Below are 17,138 nucleotides of genomic sequence, written 5' to 3' on the forward strand. Positions count from 1 at the left end.
GCCCTTGATCCCGTACAGCGTGCCGCCCACGTTGACCGTCCAGTTCGACGGCGTGGACACCGGCAGGTAGTAGACGAAGTCCATGTCGATCAAGGGCCGGGCGCCGCCTCCTTTCCCGCCGGGGAAAGGAGGCCGGAACGCCGTACGAGTAATAGGCTGGAAGCAGTCAGCCCGTTACCGAATCTGGAAGGACCCCTGTGGAGCTCGCCGCCTACGCCGATCTCGCCGTTCGGCTGGTGAACACCGAGGAGCCCGAGCGCGGCACCGACGCGCTGACCTCCGTGGAGGCGGTGCGCGGCCTGTTCTCCGACTCCTCGCGGGCCGCCGCCCTCGCCGACGAGTCCGACCTGCCCCGGCTGCGGGCGGTGCGGACCAGGCTGCGCGGCGTCTTCGAGGCCGCCGCCGAGGGCGACGAGGTCCGCGGCGTCGACCTGCTGAACAGCCTGCTGATGGAGTACCCCGTCAGCCCGCTGGTCTCCGGACACGACTACCCGGACGACGCCGGGCGGCCGCGCTGGCACCTGCACCTGGCCGACAACTCCCCCACCGCCACCGCGCACTACACCGCGGTCGCCTGCATGGGCCTGGCCGTCCACCTGACCGAGCTGGGCGCCGACCGGCTCGGCATCTGCCAGGCCGCGCCCTGCCGCAACGCCTACCTGGACACCTCGACCAACCGCTCCCGCCGCTACTGCTCGGACCGCTGCGCGACCCGCGCCAACGTGGCCGCCTACCGGGCCCGCAAGCGCCAGGAGGCGGAGGCCGCGGGCCGGGCCTAGGCCCTCGCGAACCCAGGCCCCGGGAGGTCGAGGCCCCGGGAGTCCGGGCCCCAGGGCCTCAGACCTCCTCCACCCAGGCGCCGAGCCGGTGGGCCAGGCCCGGCACCCGGGCCAGCCGCGGGGTGAGCAGCAGCCGCTCCAGCCGGCGCCCCGGCGCCAGCCAGGCCGGGCTCGGGCTCAGCCGCAGCAGCACCCGGCCGAGCACCAGCTCGTCCGGGACGGCGCCGTAACTGCGGCTGTCGCTGTCCACCGGGCGGTTGTCCGACAGCAGCCACCAGCCCTTGGGCCGGCGCTCGGCGGCCCGCTTCACCACCAGCAGGTCCTGCTGGAACGGGTGCCGGAAGACCACCACCGCGCCCGGCCGGATCGGCGCGCCGTACCGGACCAGCAGCCGGTCGCCCTCGCGCAGGGTCGGGACCATCGACGGCCCCGCCACGTCGACCAGCCCGAACGGCAGCACGCCGCCCCGGTCCCCGGCTCCGACGTCCTCCGGTCGCGTGCTCCGCGCCACGACTCCTCCTCCCGCTCCGCCCGTACCCCCAGTCTGCCGTACGGGCCGTCAGCGCTCCGATGTCCGGAATACCCCGGTTCCGGGTCCGTCTTTCGCCCTAGGCCCGCCGCCCGATCGCGAAACCGGGCGGGCGGAAGGGTAATCTCGGGCGCGGGAAGACGATCTAAGGAAGGACTCCCATGTTCTCTCGTCTGTTTGCACCGCGTGCCACCGCCCACGCCCACTGCGATCTGCCCTGCGGCGTGTACGACCCCGCGCAGGCCAAGCTCGAGGCCGAGTCCGTCAAGGCCACCCAGGAGAAGTACCAGGCCAACGAGGACCCGCACTTCCGCGCCCGCGCCATCATCATCAAGGAGCAGCGCGCCGAGGCCGTCAAGCACCACATCTCGGTGCTGTGGAGCGACTACTTCAAGGCCCCGCACTTCGAGAAGTACCCGCAGCTGCACCAGCTGATCAACGACACCCTGAAGGCCGCCTCGGCCGCCAAGGCGTCCACCGACCCGGCCACCGGCCAGGCCCTGCTGGACCTGATCGCCGAGGTCGACAAGATCTTCTGGGAGACCAAGCAGGCCTGAGCCTGACGCGTCGCCACCCGACCGCCCCCGTCCGGACCACCGGACGGGGGCGGTCGTGCGTTCACGCCCGATCCTCGAACGGTAAGGGTTGCCTGCCCTGAGTGGCTGTTATGCTGCCAGGGCGTCCGAGGGGGAAGTCCGGTGTGAATCCGGCGCTGACCCGCAACGGTGAGCACGGCCCGTACCAGCCCGTACGGCCGCGCCAGCCCGATCACCCTCGGCCGCCGAACTCCCGACAACTCGCCGTGGACTGCGAGGGGAACGGCGCCCCGGCACGCCCCGGCCCGCGCCCGCCCCGGCGCACCCCCGGCCCGAGGCAAGGCGCACCCGTGAACCGCGCACCCGCAGACCGTGCAGTCGGCCCGCCCACTCGTCGCACACCCGTCGTCCCGCTCGCCGCCGGCCTCGGCGCCGCCCTCCTGCTCTCGCTGGTCTGCGGGGTCGCCCTCGGCTCCTCCGGGCTCGGCCTGCCCCGGGTGCTGCGGCTGCTGGGCGCCGGGCTGACGGGCGGTCGACTGGAGGCGGACGAGGCGGCCGCGTACGCGATCGTCTGGGAGATCCGGCTGCCGCGCACCGTACTGGCCGCCGTGGTCGGCGCCGGACTGGCCGCCTGCGGCGTCGCCGTCCAGGCCCTGGTGCGCAACGCGCTGGCCGACCCCTTCGTCCTCGGCATCTCCTCCGGCGCGGCCGTCGGCGCCAACGCCGTCCTGCTGTTCGGCGCCTTCGCCTCGCTCGGCGTGTGGGCGATCTCCGCCTCCGCCTTCGGCTCCGCCCTGGCCGCCATGACGCTGGTCTACCTCGCCGCCCGCACCGCGTTCGGGCTCACCCCGCTGCGCCTGGTGCTCACCGGCACGGCCCTGTCCTACGGGTTCTCCGCCGCCACCACCCTGATGGTCTTCGCCGCCGACCGCGGCGAGGCCGCCCGGGACGCCATGATGTGGCTGCTCGGCAGCCTCGGCGGCGCCACCTGGGGCTCGGTGCCGATCGCCGCCGTCACCGTCCTGGCCGGCCTCGCCCACCTGGCCTGCGCCGCCGGACGGCTGGACGCGCTCGCGATGGGCGACGAGACCTCCGCCTCGCTCGGCGTGGACCCGGACCGGCTGCGCCGCGAGCTGTTCGTGGTGACCGCCGCCGTCACCGGCACCGTGGTCGCGGTCAGCGGGGCGATCGGCTTCGTCGGGCTGCTGATGCCGCACCTGGCCCGGATGCTGGTCGGCGCCGGGCACCGCCGGGTGCTGGTGATCGCCCCGCTCGCCGGGGCCCTGCTGCTGGTCTGGGTGGACATCGCCTCGCGCACCCTGCTGGCGCCCGCCGAACTGCCCGTCGGGGTGTTCACCGCGGTGCTCGGCGTGCCCGCCTTCCTGCTGATGATGCGCCGCCGCGGCCAGTCCTTCGGAGGCACCCGGTGACCGACGTGACCGAGGCGGCCGCCGTGGCCGCGCACGCCCAGGACCTCGCCGTCGACGCCGTCTCGGTAGAGCCGGCCGGCACCCGACTGGTCCACGAGGTGAGCCTGGCGGCCGCCGCCGGACAGGTGGTCGGGCTCATCGGCCCGAACGGCAGCGGGAAGTCGACGCTGCTGCGCTGCGTCTACCGGGTGCTGAAGCCGGCCGGCGGCGCGGTCCGGCTGGCCGGCGACGACCTGCACGCCCTCACCGCCCGCGAGACGGCCCGCCGAGTGGCCGCACTGACCCAGGAGCACTCCGCCGAGTTCGACTTCACCGTCGCCGAGGTGGTCGCGATGGGCCGGCTGCCGCACCGCCGCGGCTTCGGCGCCCCCACCGACGGGGACGCGGAGCGCTGCGCCGAGGCGCTGCGCAAGGTCCGGGCCGGGCACCTGGCCGAGCGCGGCTTCCTGAGCCTGTCCGGGGGCGAGAAGCAGCGGGTGCTGTTCGCCCGCGCCCTGGTCCAGGAGCCGCGCCTGCTGGTGCTGGACGAACCCACCAACCACCTCGACATCGCCCACCAGTTGGAGGTGCTGGCGCTCGCCCGCGAGGCCGGCCCGACGGTGCTCACCGCGCTGCACGACCTCAACCTGGCGGCGGGTCACTGCGACCTGCTGTACGTGCTGCGGGCCGGCCGGATCGTCGCCTCCGGCACGCCCGAGGAGGTGCTCCGACCCGCCCTGCTGGCCGAGGTGTTCGGCGTCCGGGCCACCCCGGTGCGGCACCCGGAGAGCGGTGCCCTCCAGCTGCTGTTCGACCGTCTCGACCACCCCGTCTGATCCGCCCTCCCCTGCCCAGAGGAACCACCGTGCGCACCAAGGCCGTTGCCGCCACCGCCCTGCTCACCCTCGGACTCACCGCCTGCGGCGCCGAGATCGCCCCCAAGGAGACCGCCACCGCCTCCGCCCACTACCCGGTGGCGGTGGACAACTGTGGCGAGAAGCTCACCTTCGACCGGAAGCCCGCCCGGGTGGTGACCAACGACGTCAACATCACCGAGCTGATGCTCTCCCTGGGCCTCGCCGACCGGATGGCCGGCTACGTGATGCCCGACGACAAGGGGCAGATCGACAAGGTCGCCTGGAAGGACGGCTACCAGCAGACCACCTGGCTCTCCAAGAAGGTGCTCACCAAGGAGATCGCCCTGGACGCCAAGGCCGACCTGGTCTTCGCCGGCTGGCACTACGGCTTCGACGAGGGCAGCGGCGTCACCCCGCAGGCCTTCAAGGCGCTCGGCGTCGACTCGTACGTGCTCAGCGAGTCCTGCCGCACCGGCAGGGGCACCGTGCGCGGCGTGATGGACCCGCTGGAGGCGCTCTACACCGACCTGGCCAACCTCGGCGAGATCTTCGACGTCAAGGACCGCGCCGACAAGCTGATCGCCGACTTCAAGGCGCAGATCGCCGCCGTCCCGCAGCCCGAGCGCCACCCGTCCGTCTTCCTGTACGACAGCGGGCAGGACAAGCCGTACACCGCCGGGAAGTTCGCCGCCGCCAACGAGATCATCGCCAAGGCCGGCGGGACCAACATCATGGGCGACCTCGCCGACACCTGGGTCACGGCCGGCTGGGAGAGCGTGGTGGAGCGCGACCCCGAGGTGATCGTGATCAACGACTACGCGACGCCCGGGGCCGAGGAGAAGCGGCAGTTCCTCAAGTCCTTCCCGCCGCTGGCCGACGTCGCCGCGATCAGGAACGACCGGATCTTCGTCATGGACTACGTCGACCTGGTGGAGAGCCCGCGCAACCCGGCCGCGGTCGGCGCGCTGGCCGGGTACCTGAGCACCGTCCCGGCCCGCTGACCGGTCCCGCTCCCGCTCCTCCGGCCCCGGGCGGCCGGGCGTACGCTCAAGGTACGAGCCGACGGAACCCGACCGGAGGAGCGAGATCATGACCACCACGGCGACCCCCGCCGCCTTCGACACCCGCGCACTGCGCCAGGGCATCGAGCGCCGCGACGCCGAGACCCTCCTCGCGCTCTACGCGGAGGACGCCGAACTGCGCATGGTCGATCGCAAGACCCAGCCCAGCCACCCCCTGGTGATGCACGGGCGGGAGGAGATCGGCGCCATGCTGGACGACATCTACAGCCGCGAGATGACCCACAAGCTGGAACAGGTGGTGGTCCAGGGCGACCACGTCGCCTTCCTGGAGTCCTGCCGGTACCCGGACGGCGTCCGGGTGCTGATGTCCTCGATGGCCGGGCTGCGGGACGGGCGGATCGTCGACCAGACCTCCGTCCAGGCCTGGGACGAGACCGGTCCCGAGCAGTAGGCTCACTGGCATGATCCGCACCGCTGTCGCCACCGACGTCCCCGTCATCCACGCCATGATCCGCGAACTCGCGGACTACGAGCAGGCACTGCACGAGGCGAAGGCCACCGAGGAGCAGCTGCACCAGGCCCTGTTCGGCGAGAACCCGGCCCTGTTCGGGCTGATCGCCGAGGACGACACCACCGGTGAGCCGGTCGGCTTCGCGGTCTGGTTCCGCAACTTCTCGACCTGGCGCGGCACCCACGGGATCTACCTGGAGGACCTGTACGTCCGCCCGCAGTCCCGCGGCGGCGGCCACGGCAAGGCGCTGCTGCTGGAACTGGCCCGGATCGCCGTCGAGCGCGGCTACTCCCGGGTCGAGTGGTCGGTCCTGGACTGGAACCAGCCCTCGATCGACTTCTACAAGTCCATCGGCGCGGTGCCGATGGACGAGTGGACGGTGTACCGGCTCACCGACGAGGCGCTGGCCGACGCCGGACGGCGCTGAACGGCCCTCCGGAGTCCGGGGAAAGGGTCTGCCACCCTGCGTCGCAATGCCTTACCATGAGTAACTCCCGAACCGGGGTTGCGGAAGGCAGAGCGATGGCGGATCCGCCGCGCCGGCCCCCCTTCGGGGGTAGCAAGCGGTAACAAGCGGGGTACCAAAGAAGGCACGGCGCGTCGCCCAGGAGGCAAGGGTGTCCCAGATCGACGGCGATCTCGGTGTTCAGGACTTCGTGGAGGTCCGGCTGCCCGCAGCGGGGGCCTACCTCTCCGTCCTGCGAACAGCGACGGCCGGGTTGGCGGCCCGGCTGGACTTCACGCTCGACGAGATCGAGGACCTGCGGATCGCGGTCGACGAGGCCTGCGCCATCCTGCTCCAGCAGGCGGTGCCCGGCTCCGTCCTGTCCTGCGAGTTCCGGCTGGTCGGCGACTCGCTGAAGGTCACCGTCTCCGCCCCGACCACCGACGGCAAGGCCCCCGAGCGGGACACCTTCGCCTGGACGGTGCTCTCCGCCCTGGCCGGCGAGGTCGACTCCTCGGTCGGCGAGGACAACACCGTGTCGATCAGCCTGCACAAGAAGCGCGGCGGCTCCGCCGCCCACTAGCCGGGCGCCGAGCCGAACCGCACGACCGAGCAGCACCCGCGCAAGGGCCGTCCGCCGATCCCCGCCCCGGGGCCCGACGGACGGCTCCCGGTACCGCCGCCCACGCGGTACGACCAACGAGACGATTCCGGGGCCGCCGGCCCCGGTGCTCCCGGAACGGAACGGGGGAATGGCCGTGAGTGATCTGGACCGTACCGGCCTCGCGACGGCGGGACCTGCCGTACCGACCCAGGCGAGCGTTCCCGGCCTCGCCGCCAACGACGAAGCGCACCCGAAGGACGCCCAGCGGATGAGCCACCCCACCGAGCCGACGTCCGAGCCGACGCCTGCCGCCGTGCCCCCGCCGGACCCGGCGGACGGGACGGACCCGGCGGACGAGGCCGAGCTGCACGGCACCGTCCCCACCCAGGGCTCGCACCGCACCGGCGCCCCGGACCGGGAGGCCGCCCGCGCGCTGTTCGTCCGGCTGTCCGCGCTGCCCGAGGGCTCCCCGGAGCGAGTCGAGCTGCGCAACCAGCTGGTGCGGATGCACATCCCGCTGGTCGAGCACCTGGCCCGGCGCTTCCGCAACCGGGGCGAGCCGCTGGACGACCTGACCCAGGTCGCCACCATCGGCCTGATCAAGTCGGTGGACCGCTTCGACCACGAGCGCGGGGTCGAGTTCTCCACCTACGCGACGCCGACCATCGTCGGGGAGATCAAGCGGCACTTCCGCGACAAGGGCTGGGCGGTGCGCGTCCCGCGCAGGCTCCAGGAGCTGCGGCTGTCGCTCACCACGGCGACCAGCGAGCTCTCCCAGCGGCACGGCCGCTCCCCCACGGTGCACGAGCTGGCCGAGCACCTGGGGATCTCCGAGGAGGACGTCCTGGAGGGCCTGGAGTCCGCCAACGCGTACTCCACGCTGTCCCTGGACGTGCCGGACAGCGACGACGAGTCGCCGGCCGTCGCGGACACCCTGGGCGCCACCGACGAGGCGCTGGAGGGCGTCGAGTACCGCGAGTCGCTCAAGCCGCTGCTGGCCCAACTGCCGCCCCGGGAACAGAAGATCCTGGTGCTGCGGTTCTTCCGGAACATGACCCAGTCGCAGATCGCCGCCGAGGTGGGGATCTCCCAGATGCACGTGTCCCGGCTGCTCGCCCGGACCTTGGCACAGCTGCGGGAGAAGCTCCTGGTGGAGGAGTAGGACTGACGGCCGCTCAGCTCGGGCGGCCGCGCGTACGACTCCCGGCCCCGCGTGCCCCGGCCCTGTGTGCCCTAGTCCTCGGACGGGGCGTACAGGGCCGCCGTCGACTTCGGGTTCAGCAGGCAGCCGATGCCCACCAGGCCGAGCACGCCGACCAGCGCGCCGACCGCGATCATCGCGCCGCCGCTCTCGACCATGTAGTAGGCGACCGGCAGGCAGATCGAGTTGGTCAGCACGGCCGGGCTGCGGCCCCAGCGGCGCTCCCTGAGCAGCGCGCGGGCGGCCAGCACCGGCAGCACACCGAGCAGCACGATGACCGCTCCGCCGAACTCGTTCAGGGCGAGCTGCTTGGCCTGGCCGGCCAGCGCGGACACCATGTCCGAGACGCCGACGAGGGCCAGCGCGACGCCCTCCAGGGCGGTGATGGCGGCGCCCAGCGTCAGGGAGGCCGGGCGCCCGGAGCCGGCCGAGGGTGCGGGGGCGGAGGTTTCTGCGGTCACTCCAGCAGGGTAGCCGCCGGTTGGTCCGTACCGACCCGTAGGCTTTCCCCATGCGCGCTCTCCTGGTCGTGAACCACAAGGCCACCACCACCAGTGGCCGGACCAGGGACGTCCTGATCCACGCCCTGCGCAGTGATCTCAAGCTGGAGGTCGCCGAGACCCAGTACCGGGGCCACGCGCGCGACCTGGCCCGCGAGGCGGCGGAGGACGGCACGGTCGACCTGGTGGTGGCGCTGGGCGGGGACGGCACCGTCAACGAGGTGGTGAACGGGCTGCTGGCGCACGGCCCGGGCGAGAAGGTCCCGCGACTGGCCGTGGTGCCGGGCGGTTCGACCAATGTGTTCGCCCGCGCGCTGGGCCTGCCCAACGACCCGGTGGAGGCCACCGGCGTCCTGTTGGACGCGCTGGAGCACGGCCGGGAGCGGCCGATCGGGCTGGGCAAGGCGATGACGGAGGGGCTGCCGGACCGCTGGTTCACCTTCACCGCCGGCCTCGGCTTCGACGCCGGGGTGGTCGGCCGGGTCGAGGCACAGCGACGGGCCGGGCGCAAGTCCACCCACGCCCTGTACGTCGGCCAGGCCCTGCGGCACTACTTCACCCAGCGTGAGCAGCGCCGTTCCGGCCCGGTCTCCCTTGAGCTGCCTGGCCGCGAGCGGGTTTCGGGTCTGGTCCTGTCGATAGTCAGCAACACCTCGCCGTGGACCTTCCTCGGCAACCGTCCGGTCTACCCCTCACCGCTCGCCTCCTTCGACACGGATCTGGACGTCTTCGGCATCACCCGGATGACGGCGTTCGGCACGGCTCGAACGGTCCGTCAGATCCTGCGGTCGTACGCGCCTTCGAGCGACGGCGCCCCTCCGGCCGGTCCCTCCGGGAAGCACGTCGTCTCCTATCACGACGTCAGACACTTCACCTTGGTTTCGGAGGAAGCGGCCCCGTTCCAGGTCGACGGGGACCATCTTGGAGACAGGAGTCGCGTCAGTTTCACAGGCGTACGGCGGGCACTGCGTGTGATTGTGTGACTGGAAGGGGGGTTCCTCCTTCTTCTCGAACGCACAAGCCCCCTTCACTCCATAGAAGTACTGGCTGTGAGCTAGGCGACACCGAAGAATCCAAAATTCCTCCCCGAAGGGGGTTGTATCCGAGCCCGAGGTTTGCGAACCTCTACATGGCGATCGGGACACATCGCAGCGACGGCAACTCCGGAACCACAGGAGCGCCGACCGCGGTTCGTCCCTCGAATCGCCGAATCCCCTCAGCACAGACCACCCGGGCCCGGCGGGCCTTTGGTCTCTTTTGCTGTTGCGGGATTCGTGAAAGCGTTCACATTCACAAGCCATTCGATTATGCCGATCGGGCCACCCCCCGCGGCAGGAGGAGTTGGACGACCATGGACTGGCGCCACCGCGCTGTCTGCCGCGAAGAGGACCCGGAGCTGTTCTTCCCGATCGGGAACACCGGTCCTGCTCTGCTGCAGATCGAGGAAGCCAAGGCCGTGTGCCGCCGCTGTCCGGTGATGGAGCAGTGCCTCCAGTGGGCGCTCGAGACCGGCCAGGACGCCGGCGTCTGGGGCGGCATGAGCGAGGACGAGCGTCGCGCGATGAAGCGCCGCGCCGCCCGCAACCGCGCCCGCACCGCCTGATCGCCCGCGATCACACGCCGTAGCACCAGCAGCAACGCAGTACCGATCGACACATGATCAAAGGCTTCCCTGCACCTCCTGGTGAAGCCTTCCGTACAAAGGACCTCGCCCAGCCAGGTCCCGCGACACCGGACCCGCCCAGGCACTTGATACTGTTCACTTAGAGCAATATCGTGGAGCCGTGGCGCTCACCGTGTGCAACGCACCGGCGAGGTGTCGCACCACCCAGAGCCCCCGCTCCGGCCGACTCCCCCCGACGGCCGGAACGGGTTGAGAGGCCCTGTCGACCCACCCCCCCCCGGTCGACAGGGCCTCGTTTCTGTTTCCGCCTCCCGGTTGCGCACCCAGTTGCGCGCCTGCTTCCGCACGCCGGTGCGTGGAGCGTGCACCCGGCGCTTCCGCCGCGTACACGCCCCCGCCACGCACCTTCGCGCACGTCCCACACTTTCGTGCACGCCGCACACCTTCGCGCACTTCGCGCGGCCTCAGCGGACCGGGATCTCCAGGACCACCTTGGTCCCGCCGTTCGGGCCGGCCACCATGTCGAAGGTGCCGCCGAGCTCACCGGTGGCCAGCGTCCGGACGATCTGCAGCCCGAGGTTGCCCGCCGTCTTCGGGTCGAACCCCTCAGGCATGCCGCGGCCGTCGTCCTGCACCGTGATCAGCAGGTACTCCTCCGGCCGGGCGCCGCCGTTCCAGCTGTCCGACCAGCCCTTCCCGGTCGCCGGGGCCCGGCCGCGCAGCGCGCTGACCTCCAGGTTCCCGGAGGCGGTCGGGCCGAACGCGTGCTCCAGGGCGTTCTGGAGCAGTTCGGTCAGCACCATCGACAGGGGGGTCGCCACCTCGGCGGACAGGATGCCGAAGCTGCCGGTGCGGCGGGTCGCCACCCGGCCGTCCTGGGACAGCTCCATCACCATCGCCAGCACCCGGTCGGCGATCTCGTCGAAGGCCACCTGCTCGTCCAGCGCCTGGGAGAGCGTCTCGTGCACGATCGCGATCGAGCCGACCCGGCGCACCGCCTCGTCCAGCGCGGCCCGGCCGGACTCCGAGTCCATCCGGCGGGACTGCAGCCGCAGCAGGGCCGCGACGGTCTGGAGGTTGTTCTTCACCCGGTGGTGGATCTCCCGGATGGTGGCGTCCTTGGTCATCAGCTCGCGGTCCCGGCGGCGCAGCTCGGTGACGTCCCGGCACAGCACCAGCGAACCCGTCAGAGTGCCCTTGGGCTTGAGCGGGATCGCCCGCAGGGTCACCACTCCGCCCTGCGCCTCGACCTCGGTCTGCCGGGGCGCCCAGCCGCTCGCCAGCTTCACCAGCGCCTCGTGGACGGCCGAGCGGGACGGCGGGGCGAGGTCGGCGGTGGCCCGGCCGAGGTGGCTGCCGACCAGGTCGGTGGTGAGGCCGAGCCGGTGGTAGGCGGAGAGGGCGTTGGGGCTGGCGTAGGTGACGATGCCGTCCGCGTCCAGCCGGATCAGGCCGTCGCCGACCCGGGGCGCGGCGTCCATGTCGGCCTGCTCGACGTCGGGGAACGGGAAGGAGCCGGCCGCGATCATCTGGGCCAGGTCGGAGGCGCTCTGGAGGTAGGTGAGCTCCAGCCGGCTCGGGGTGCGGACGGTCAGCAGGTTGGTGTTGCGGGCGATCACGCCCAGCACCTTGCCCTCGCGCCGGACCGGGATCGACTCGACCCGGACCGGGACCTCCTCGCGCCACTCCGGGTCGCCCTCGCGCACGATCCGGCCCTCGTCGAAGGCGGCGTCCAGCAGCGGGCGGCGACCGCGCGGGACGAGGTGGCCGACCATGTCGTCCTGGTAGGAGGTGGGCCCGGTGTTGGGCCGCATCTGCGCCACCGAGACGTAGCGGATGCCGTCCCAGGTGGGGATCCACAGCACCAGGTCGGCGAAGGAGAGGTCGGAGAGCAGCTGCCACTCCGAGACCAGGTGGTGGAGCCATTCCACGTCGGCCCCGGTGAGGGTGGTGTGGCGGCGGACGAGTTCGTTCAGCGAGGGCACATGGCGAGCGTATCGCCGCCGGTCCCGGCGGGGCGCGGCGGACCTGTGAGCGGGCCTGCGGGTACGCCTGCGGGAGGGCCAGGGCGAGTCCGGCGGGAGGCCCGGCGCCGGGCCCTGCCACCCCCGGAGTTGTTTAGACCAATTTTCCGAGAGGCCTGGACAACCGAGATTGGTCTAGTCCACAATGAAAGAGCACCAAGGAGAGGCCCCCGCGCAACTGCCCTGACCGCGCGCGACCCCTCCTCGGTCGGACGCCGCAGATCGAGGACCCCGCACAGTTCTCGATCGACTCCGGCGCCCGACGACAGCTCCGGGCTGCGGTGCCGCACGGGTTGAGGGTCCCGTGTCGGCGCCGTGGCCCGTAGTGCTTTCCACCCCCGGAACCACCTGTCCGCCGCTCAGGAAGTCGGCCCCCGGTCCACAGACCTGTGGACCGGGGGCCGACTCCTCGCCCGGGGTGGGGTCAGGGCCCGTCTCCCGGATCCTTTCCGGGGCCGACGGGATCCAAGAGACGGGCCTACCGCGTCTCGGTGACCTTGGCCAGGGCGCGCGGGGCGTCCGGGTCCTGGCCGCGGGCGATGGTGACCTCGTAGGCCAGCAGCTGCAGCGGCAGGATCTCCAGGATCGGCTGCACCTCCTCGGGCACGCCGGCCGGCAGCGCGAAGCCCGCCGAGGCCGCGTCCACCTGCGCCTGCCGGCCGACCACCACCAGGTCCGCGCCGCGCCCGCGCAGGCGGTCCAGCACCGGCTGGAGGGCCTCGCCGCCCTTGCCGTCCGGGACGATCGCGATGACCGGCGAGACGTTGTCCACCATGGCCAGCGGACCGTGCAGCAGGTCCGCGCCGGAGAACGGGGTGGCCGGGATGTAGGTGGTCTCCATCAGCTTGAGCGCCGCCTCGCGGGCGGTCGGGTAGCCGTAGCCGCGCGAGGTGATCACCAGGCGCTGGGCGAAGCGGTAGCGCTCCGCCAGCGCCTTCACCTCGGCCCCGCGCGCCAGCACCCCGGCGGCCAGCGCCGGCAGCCCCTCGGCGGCCGAGCCTCCCCCAGCCTTCGGCAGGGGGTACCCCCATGCCCCCGCGAGGCCCTCGACCAGCAGGTAGAGCGCCAGCAGCTCGGCGGTGTAGGTCTTGGTGGCCGGCAGCGCCTTCTCCGGGCCGGCCAGCACGTCGATGTGGAACTCGGAGACCTCGGCCAGCGGCGAGGCGGCGTTGTTGGTCACCGCGAGGGTGATGGCGCCGGCCTCGCGGGCGGCCTTGGTGGAGGCCACCAGGTCGGGCGAGCCGCCGGACTGGCTGACGGTGACGACCAGGACGTCGGTGAGGTCCGGCTTGGCCCCGTACGCGGTGGTGGTGGACATCGAGGTCAGTCCGGCCGGCTTGCCCAGCAGGATCTCGATCAGGTACTTGGCGTACAGCGCGGCGTTGTCGGACGTGCCGCGCGCGGTGAGCAGGACGAACCGCGGCTTGCGGGCGGCGATCTGCGCGGCGACCTCGCGGATCTTCGGGGCACCCTCGTCGAGGATGCGCTGGAGGACGGCCGGCTGCTCGGCCATCTCCGCCGCCATGATCCGGCCGGGGACGGGAACAGTCTGCGGGTCGGACATCTGGGTCTGCCTCCGATGAGACGCTTCGACCCCGCCCGGGCGGCTGCCCGGCGGGGACCTCCACGGCGGCGAGTCCGCACACTCGCTGCGGTACTTCGTGCGGCAATCCTACGGTCGCACCTGCCGCCGGGCACTCCGTCCGCGCACCCCGCGCGGACGGACGCGCCCCTCCGGAGGCCGGACGGACGTGCCCCTCCGGAGGCCGGAGGGGCACACCGCGACGGGCCGCGACGGAAGGTCAGGACGCCTTGTTGATCAGCTGGTCGATCGCGGCGTCCGCCTCCTTGGTGGCCTGGTCCACCGACTTGCCCTTGAGGATCGAGGCCAGCATGTCCGGGATGATCTTCTGCTTCTCGATCGCGCCCCAGCCGGGTGCCAGCGGGGTGAACCAGGCGTCCGGGACGGCGTTGGCCGCGGCGGCGGTGGTCGGCTTGTTCTTCAACGGGTTCAGCTGGGTCAGGTTGTTCGGCAGGATGTCCTTGTCGGCCAGCGCCTGCTGGGACTTGGTGCCGGTGAACATCCGGATCCAGTCGGTGGCCGCCGCCGCCTGCTGGGACTTGGCGGTGAGGGCGAGGTCGGAGCCGCCGATGAAGGTCGGCAGCGGCTTGCCGTCCGGGCCGGGCATGGTGGCCACCTTGACGGCGTCCTTGAGGCTCGGGTCGCCGGTGACCGGCGCGGTGACGCTGGCCGCCTCGTAGCCGTTGCCGTAGAAGGACGCGGCGTGCCCGCGGGCCATCGACTCGAACTGGTTCTGCTCGTTGACCGTCAGGTCGCCCTTGTTGTACTTGCGCACCAGGTCGACGAAGTGGGCTATGCCCTGCTGGGACTTGGGGTCGTGCAGGGTGCCGTGCCAGTTGCCGGAGCCGTCGAACTTGGCGATGGCGCCGCCGTACGCGGCCACGTAGCTCATCGCGGCGTACCAGTACGGGCCGGGCAGGTACAGCGGGGAGAAGGTCTTGTCGGCCTTGTTCCGTTCCGCGATCTTGTCCAGCGCGGTCAGCAGCTCCGTCTCCGTCTTCGGGAAGTCGGCGCTGCCGGTGGCCTGCTGGAAGGCGGTGGAGTTGTAGATGGCGACCCGGGAGCCGGCGTAGTAGGGCACGCACCAGAGCTTGTCCTGGTACGTGCAGGTGTTGGCGAGCGCCTTGATCCAGCTGTCGGAGTTGTCGAAGGTGCCGCGGTCCACCGGGGCCAGCGCGCCGGAGAGCACGTACTTCATGGTCTCGGTGTTGCCCAGCTCGACCACGTCGGGGGCGCTGCCGTCGGCGATGGCCTTGTCGAGCTTGCCGACCTTGTCGGCCCAACCCTGGTAGACGAGCTTGAGGCTGATGTTCGGGTACTTCGCCGCGAACTCGTCGTTGACCCGCTGGACCAGGTCCGGCCAGTTCTTCTGGGCGTCGTCCATCAGCCAGACGGTGACGGTGCCGGCGGCGCCCTTCGCGTCCGCGGAGCCGGCGGGAACGCCGCCGCCCGCGGGCTTCGCGGTCGAGGAACAGGCCGTCAGACCGACCGCCAGTGCCATGGTCCCGAGCGTCGAGATGAGCTGACGCTTCTTCACGCCATCCTCCGAGGGTTGTAGAGCCGTGTTGCCCGCCGGCAGCGTGATTGGCGTCGCCCGTGGCGGAGGGTCCGGACAGGGGGCGGCGAAGAGCTTCGGGGAGGGCCGATACCACATCCGGCGAGGTTGAATCTCGAACCGGATGACTGGACTCTGGCCTAGACCATAGGTGGTGTCAACGACCAAAAGCCCTACTCGGGGCGGCCGTTGCAGAGCTGTTGTACCGCGTGGCGGCCAGTCGCCGTTCCGTCACCCCAAGTGAATCTTAAGGTGGATTTAAGGCCTGCTTGAGGGAACACGGTCACCCGGAGGATCCGCAGGTCGACGCCGGGGAAACGGAACGGGCCCGCCATGCGACATGCGCATGGCGGGCCCGTGGGCCGACGCCCACCGGACACGGCCGGTGACGCCTCGTCGGTCGGTTCAGCCGACCGCTCCCGGCTGTCCGGTGAGGACCTCCACGGCCGCCAGTCCGCAGACCCGGGCGGCGCCGTGGGTGGCGATGTGGAGGGCGCCGACCGGTTCGGACTGGGGCAGGCCCATCTCGACCACGGCGGCGTCCGGCCTGGCCGCCACCAGGCGGCCCAGCGCGGCGGACATCCAGGCGTGCCGGTGCGCGTCCCGGACCACCAGCACCAGGCGGCGGCCCTCGGCGCCGGCCACCAGCTCGCCGACCAGGGCGTCCAGCAGCTCCGGCGCGGCCTCGGCCGCCGACACCTCGCGGGTGCGGGTGCCGGGGAAGCGGTCGGCCAGCATGCCGGCCACGCCCCACGGGGTGACGTCGCCGACCGCGATGTTCGGCTCGTCCGAGAACGAGGCCACGTACGGGCGCTCGCTCACCGGGGGCACCGCCAGGCCCGGCGCCCGGACCACCCGGAGCGCCCGGCGCGCGGCCCGCAGGCCGACCGCCAGGTCCGGCTCGATCCGCTCGCCCTGGGCCGCGATCCGGCCCCAACTGCCCAGCGCCCGGACCCGCTCGGCGGCGTCCGCCAGTCGCTCCTCGGCCAGTCGGCCGGAGCGCACGCCCGCCACGATGGCGTCGCGCAGCATCAGCACGGTCTCCTCGTCGGCGAGCCCGCCGCCGACGCAGATCGCGTCCGCGCCGGCCGCCAGGGCCAGCACGGTGCCCTCGCCCATCCCGAAGGTGTCGGCGATGGCGCCCATCTCGATGGCGTCGCTGACGATCAGGCCCTGGTAGCCCAGGCCGCCGTCGGCCGGGGCCGCCCGCAGCAGGTCGCGCAGCACGGCCGGGCTCAGGGTGGCGGGCAGCTTCGGGTCCAGCGCCGGGATCATGATGTGGGCGGTCATCACGGCCTTGGTGCCGGCCGCGATCGCCGCCTGGAAGGGGATCAGGTCGCGGGCCCGTAGCACGTCCAGGTCGACGTCGATGACCGGCAGACCGTGGTGCGAGTCCACCGCGGTGTCGCCGTGGCCCGGGAAGTGCTTGGAGCAGGCGGCCACGCCGGCCGACTGCAGGCCCTCGACCCAGGCGGCGGTGTGCCGGGCGCACAGCTCGGGGTCGGCGCCGAAGGAGCGGACCCCGATGACCGGGTTGCGCGGGTTGGAGTTGACGTCCGCGGTGGGCGCCCAGTTGTAGTTGACGCCGGCCGCGGCCAGCGCCCGGCCCAGCTCGCGGGCGACGTCCCGGGTCAGCACCGGGTCGTCGATCGCGCCGAGCGCGAGGTTGCCGGGCCAGGACGAGCCGGAGCCCGCCTCCAGCCGGGTGACGTCACCGCTCTCCTCGTCGATGGCGATCAGCAGGTCGGGGTTCTCGGCGCGCAGCGCCCCGGTGAGCGCGGACAGCTGGCCGAGGTCGACCACGTTGCGGTCGAACAGCGCGACCGAGCCGAGGCCCGCGGCGAGGTGGCGGCGCAGCCACTCCGGCGGCTCGGTGCCGACGAAGCCGGGCTGGAGGACGGTCAGGGCGTCGCGGTGCAGCTGGTCGCTGTCCGGCACGGTGGGAACGAGGATGCTCACG

At 72.2% G+C, this 17,138-nt stretch carries 18 protein-coding genes and 1 riboswitch; of the genes, 11 read left to right on the top strand and 7 right to left on the bottom strand.

The annotated features are described in order from the left end of the window. The coding region (locus tag ACWDBB_RS15085) for a chitinase C-terminal domain-containing protein (RefSeq protein WP_449790089.1) at window positions 1-84 on the bottom strand (84 nt) is incomplete at its 3' end. 113 nt (window positions 85-197) lie between these two features. On the opposite strand from ACWDBB_RS15085, the gene ACWDBB_RS15090 reads away from it, so the two are divergent. Further along, a complete protein-coding gene (locus ACWDBB_RS15090) occupies window positions 198-779 on the top strand; it encodes a CGNR zinc finger domain-containing protein (protein ID WP_449789993.1) in 582 nt (193 codons plus the stop codon). A gap of 58 nt (window positions 780-837) precedes the next feature. Here the strand turns inward: ACWDBB_RS15090 and sodX are convergent, their stop codons facing one another. Next, entirely contained in the window at window positions 838-1,200 is a 363-nt protein-coding gene (sodX, locus tag ACWDBB_RS15095; protein WP_449790090.1) for a nickel-type superoxide dismutase maturation protease, read from the bottom strand. Between the two features lie 269 nt (window positions 1,201-1,469). Between sodX and sodN the strand changes: the two genes are divergently transcribed. The 8 genes from sodN (at window position 1,470) to ACWDBB_RS15135 (ending at window position 7,854) form a co-directional block, all read left to right on the top strand. Further along, window positions 1,470-1,865, top strand: coding sequence for a superoxide dismutase, Ni (sodN, locus tag ACWDBB_RS15100; protein WP_045699892.1), 396 nt, complete (start codon window positions 1,470-1,472; stop codon window positions 1,863-1,865). Between the two features lie 88 nt (window positions 1,866-1,953). Next, window positions 1,954-2,102: riboswitch (cobalamin riboswitch) on the top strand. Between the two features lie 92 nt (window positions 2,103-2,194). Next, complete coding sequence (locus ACWDBB_RS15105; protein ID WP_449789994.1) at window positions 2,195-3,274, top strand: FecCD family ABC transporter permease; 1,080 nt, start codon at window positions 2,195-2,197, stop codon at window positions 3,272-3,274. 5 nt (window positions 3,275-3,279) lie between these two features. Next, window positions 3,280-4,089, top strand: coding sequence for an ABC transporter ATP-binding protein (locus tag ACWDBB_RS15110; protein ID WP_449790091.1), 810 nt, complete (start codon window positions 3,280-3,282; stop codon window positions 4,087-4,089). Between the two features lie 29 nt (window positions 4,090-4,118). Continuing rightward, on the top strand, window positions 4,119-5,111 hold the full coding sequence (locus tag ACWDBB_RS15115; RefSeq protein WP_449789995.1) for an ABC transporter substrate-binding protein: 993 nt from the start codon (window positions 4,119-4,121) through the stop codon (window positions 5,109-5,111). A gap of 88 nt (window positions 5,112-5,199) precedes the next feature. Continuing rightward, window positions 5,200-5,583 carry a nuclear transport factor 2 family protein gene (locus ACWDBB_RS15120; protein ID WP_449789996.1) on the top strand — a complete coding sequence of 128 codons (384 nt, stop codon included), beginning with the start codon at window positions 5,200-5,202 and terminating at the stop codon, window positions 5,581-5,583. Window positions 5,584-5,593: 10 nt separating this feature from the next. Next, entirely contained in the window at window positions 5,594-6,070 is a 477-nt protein-coding gene (locus ACWDBB_RS15125) for a GNAT family N-acetyltransferase (protein WP_392873255.1), read from the top strand. Window positions 6,071-6,260: 190 nt separating this feature from the next. After that, window positions 6,261-6,671 carry an anti-sigma regulatory factor gene (locus ACWDBB_RS15130; protein ID WP_449789997.1) on the top strand — a complete coding sequence of 137 codons (411 nt, stop codon included), beginning with the start codon at window positions 6,261-6,263 and terminating at the stop codon, window positions 6,669-6,671. Window positions 6,672-6,840: 169 nt separating this feature from the next. Further along, a complete protein-coding gene (locus tag ACWDBB_RS15135) occupies window positions 6,841-7,854 on the top strand; it encodes an RNA polymerase sigma factor SigF (RefSeq protein ID WP_449789998.1) in 1,014 nt (337 codons plus the stop codon). A gap of 71 nt (window positions 7,855-7,925) precedes the next feature. On the opposite strand, the gene ACWDBB_RS15140 is transcribed toward ACWDBB_RS15135, so the two are convergent. Next, window positions 7,926-8,354: a hypothetical protein gene (locus ACWDBB_RS15140; RefSeq protein WP_449789999.1), complete on the bottom strand. Its 429-nt coding sequence runs from the start codon at window positions 8,352-8,354 to the stop codon at window positions 7,926-7,928. A 50-nt stretch (window positions 8,355-8,404) separates the two neighbouring features. Here ACWDBB_RS15140 and ACWDBB_RS15145 point away from each other — a divergent pair, with 50 nt between their 5' ends. Beyond that, on the top strand, window positions 8,405-9,376 hold the full coding sequence (locus ACWDBB_RS15145; RefSeq protein WP_449790000.1) for a diacylglycerol/lipid kinase family protein: 972 nt from the start codon (window positions 8,405-8,407) through the stop codon (window positions 9,374-9,376). A 368-nt stretch (window positions 9,377-9,744) separates the two neighbouring features. Next, window positions 9,745-9,996: a WhiB family transcriptional regulator gene (locus ACWDBB_RS15150; RefSeq protein WP_014138019.1), complete on the top strand. Its 252-nt coding sequence runs from the start codon at window positions 9,745-9,747 to the stop codon at window positions 9,994-9,996. A gap of 485 nt (window positions 9,997-10,481) precedes the next feature. Here the strand turns inward: ACWDBB_RS15150 and ACWDBB_RS15155 are convergent, their stop codons facing one another. From ACWDBB_RS15155 to ACWDBB_RS15170, 4 genes are all read right to left on the bottom strand, one after another. Beyond that, window positions 10,482-12,002, bottom strand: a complete 1,521-nt coding sequence (locus ACWDBB_RS15155; protein WP_449790001.1) for a sensor histidine kinase — start codon at window positions 12,000-12,002, stop codon at window positions 10,482-10,484. A 517-nt stretch (window positions 12,003-12,519) separates the two neighbouring features. Beyond that, window positions 12,520-13,605 carry an SIS domain-containing protein gene (locus ACWDBB_RS15160; protein WP_449790002.1) on the bottom strand — a complete coding sequence of 362 codons (1,086 nt, stop codon included), beginning with the start codon at window positions 13,603-13,605 and terminating at the stop codon, window positions 12,520-12,522. Between the two features lie 238 nt (window positions 13,606-13,843). Continuing rightward, window positions 13,844-15,124, bottom strand: a complete 1,281-nt coding sequence (locus ACWDBB_RS15165; RefSeq protein WP_449790092.1) for an extracellular solute-binding protein — start codon at window positions 15,122-15,124, stop codon at window positions 13,844-13,846. A 459-nt stretch (window positions 15,125-15,583) separates the two neighbouring features. Further along, window positions 15,584-17,137: a glycoside hydrolase family 3 protein gene (locus ACWDBB_RS15170; RefSeq protein WP_449790003.1), complete on the bottom strand. Its 1,554-nt coding sequence runs from the start codon at window positions 17,135-17,137 to the stop codon at window positions 15,584-15,586. Window position 17,138: the final 1 nt, after the last annotated feature.

This window comes from Kitasatospora sp. NPDC001095 (genome assembly GCF_053598615.1).

What these genes read in the sequence shown, in the direction of transcription:
- ACWDBB_RS15135 (WP_449789998.1), top strand. Translation starts at nt 6,841, where the DNA reads ATGGCCGTGAGTGATCTGGACCGTACCGGCCTCGCGACGGCGGGACCT.
- ACWDBB_RS15150 (WP_014138019.1), top strand. Translation starts at nt 9,745, where the DNA reads ATGGACTGGCGCCACCGCGCTGTCTGCCGCGAAGAGGACCCGGAGCTG.
- ACWDBB_RS15160 (WP_449790002.1), bottom strand. Translation starts at nt 13,605, where the DNA reads ATGTCCGACCCGCAGACTGTTCCCGTCCCCGGCCGGATCATGGCGGCG.
- ACWDBB_RS15120 (WP_449789996.1), top strand. Translation starts at nt 5,200, where the DNA reads ATGACCACCACGGCGACCCCCGCCGCCTTCGACACCCGCGCACTGCGC.
- sodX (WP_449790090.1), bottom strand. Translation starts at nt 1,200, where the DNA reads ATGGTCCCGACCCTGCGCGAGGGCGACCGGCTGCTGGTCCGGTACGGC.
- sodN (WP_045699892.1), top strand. Translation starts at nt 1,470, where the DNA reads ATGTTCTCTCGTCTGTTTGCACCGCGTGCCACCGCCCACGCCCACTGC.
- ACWDBB_RS15125 (WP_392873255.1), top strand. Translation starts at nt 5,594, where the DNA reads ATGATCCGCACCGCTGTCGCCACCGACGTCCCCGTCATCCACGCCATG.
- ACWDBB_RS15165 (WP_449790092.1), bottom strand. Translation starts at nt 15,124, where the DNA reads ATGGCACTGGCGGTCGGTCTGACGGCCTGTTCCTCGACCGCGAAGCCC.
- ACWDBB_RS15145 (WP_449790000.1), top strand. Translation starts at nt 8,405, where the DNA reads ATGCGCGCTCTCCTGGTCGTGAACCACAAGGCCACCACCACCAGTGGC.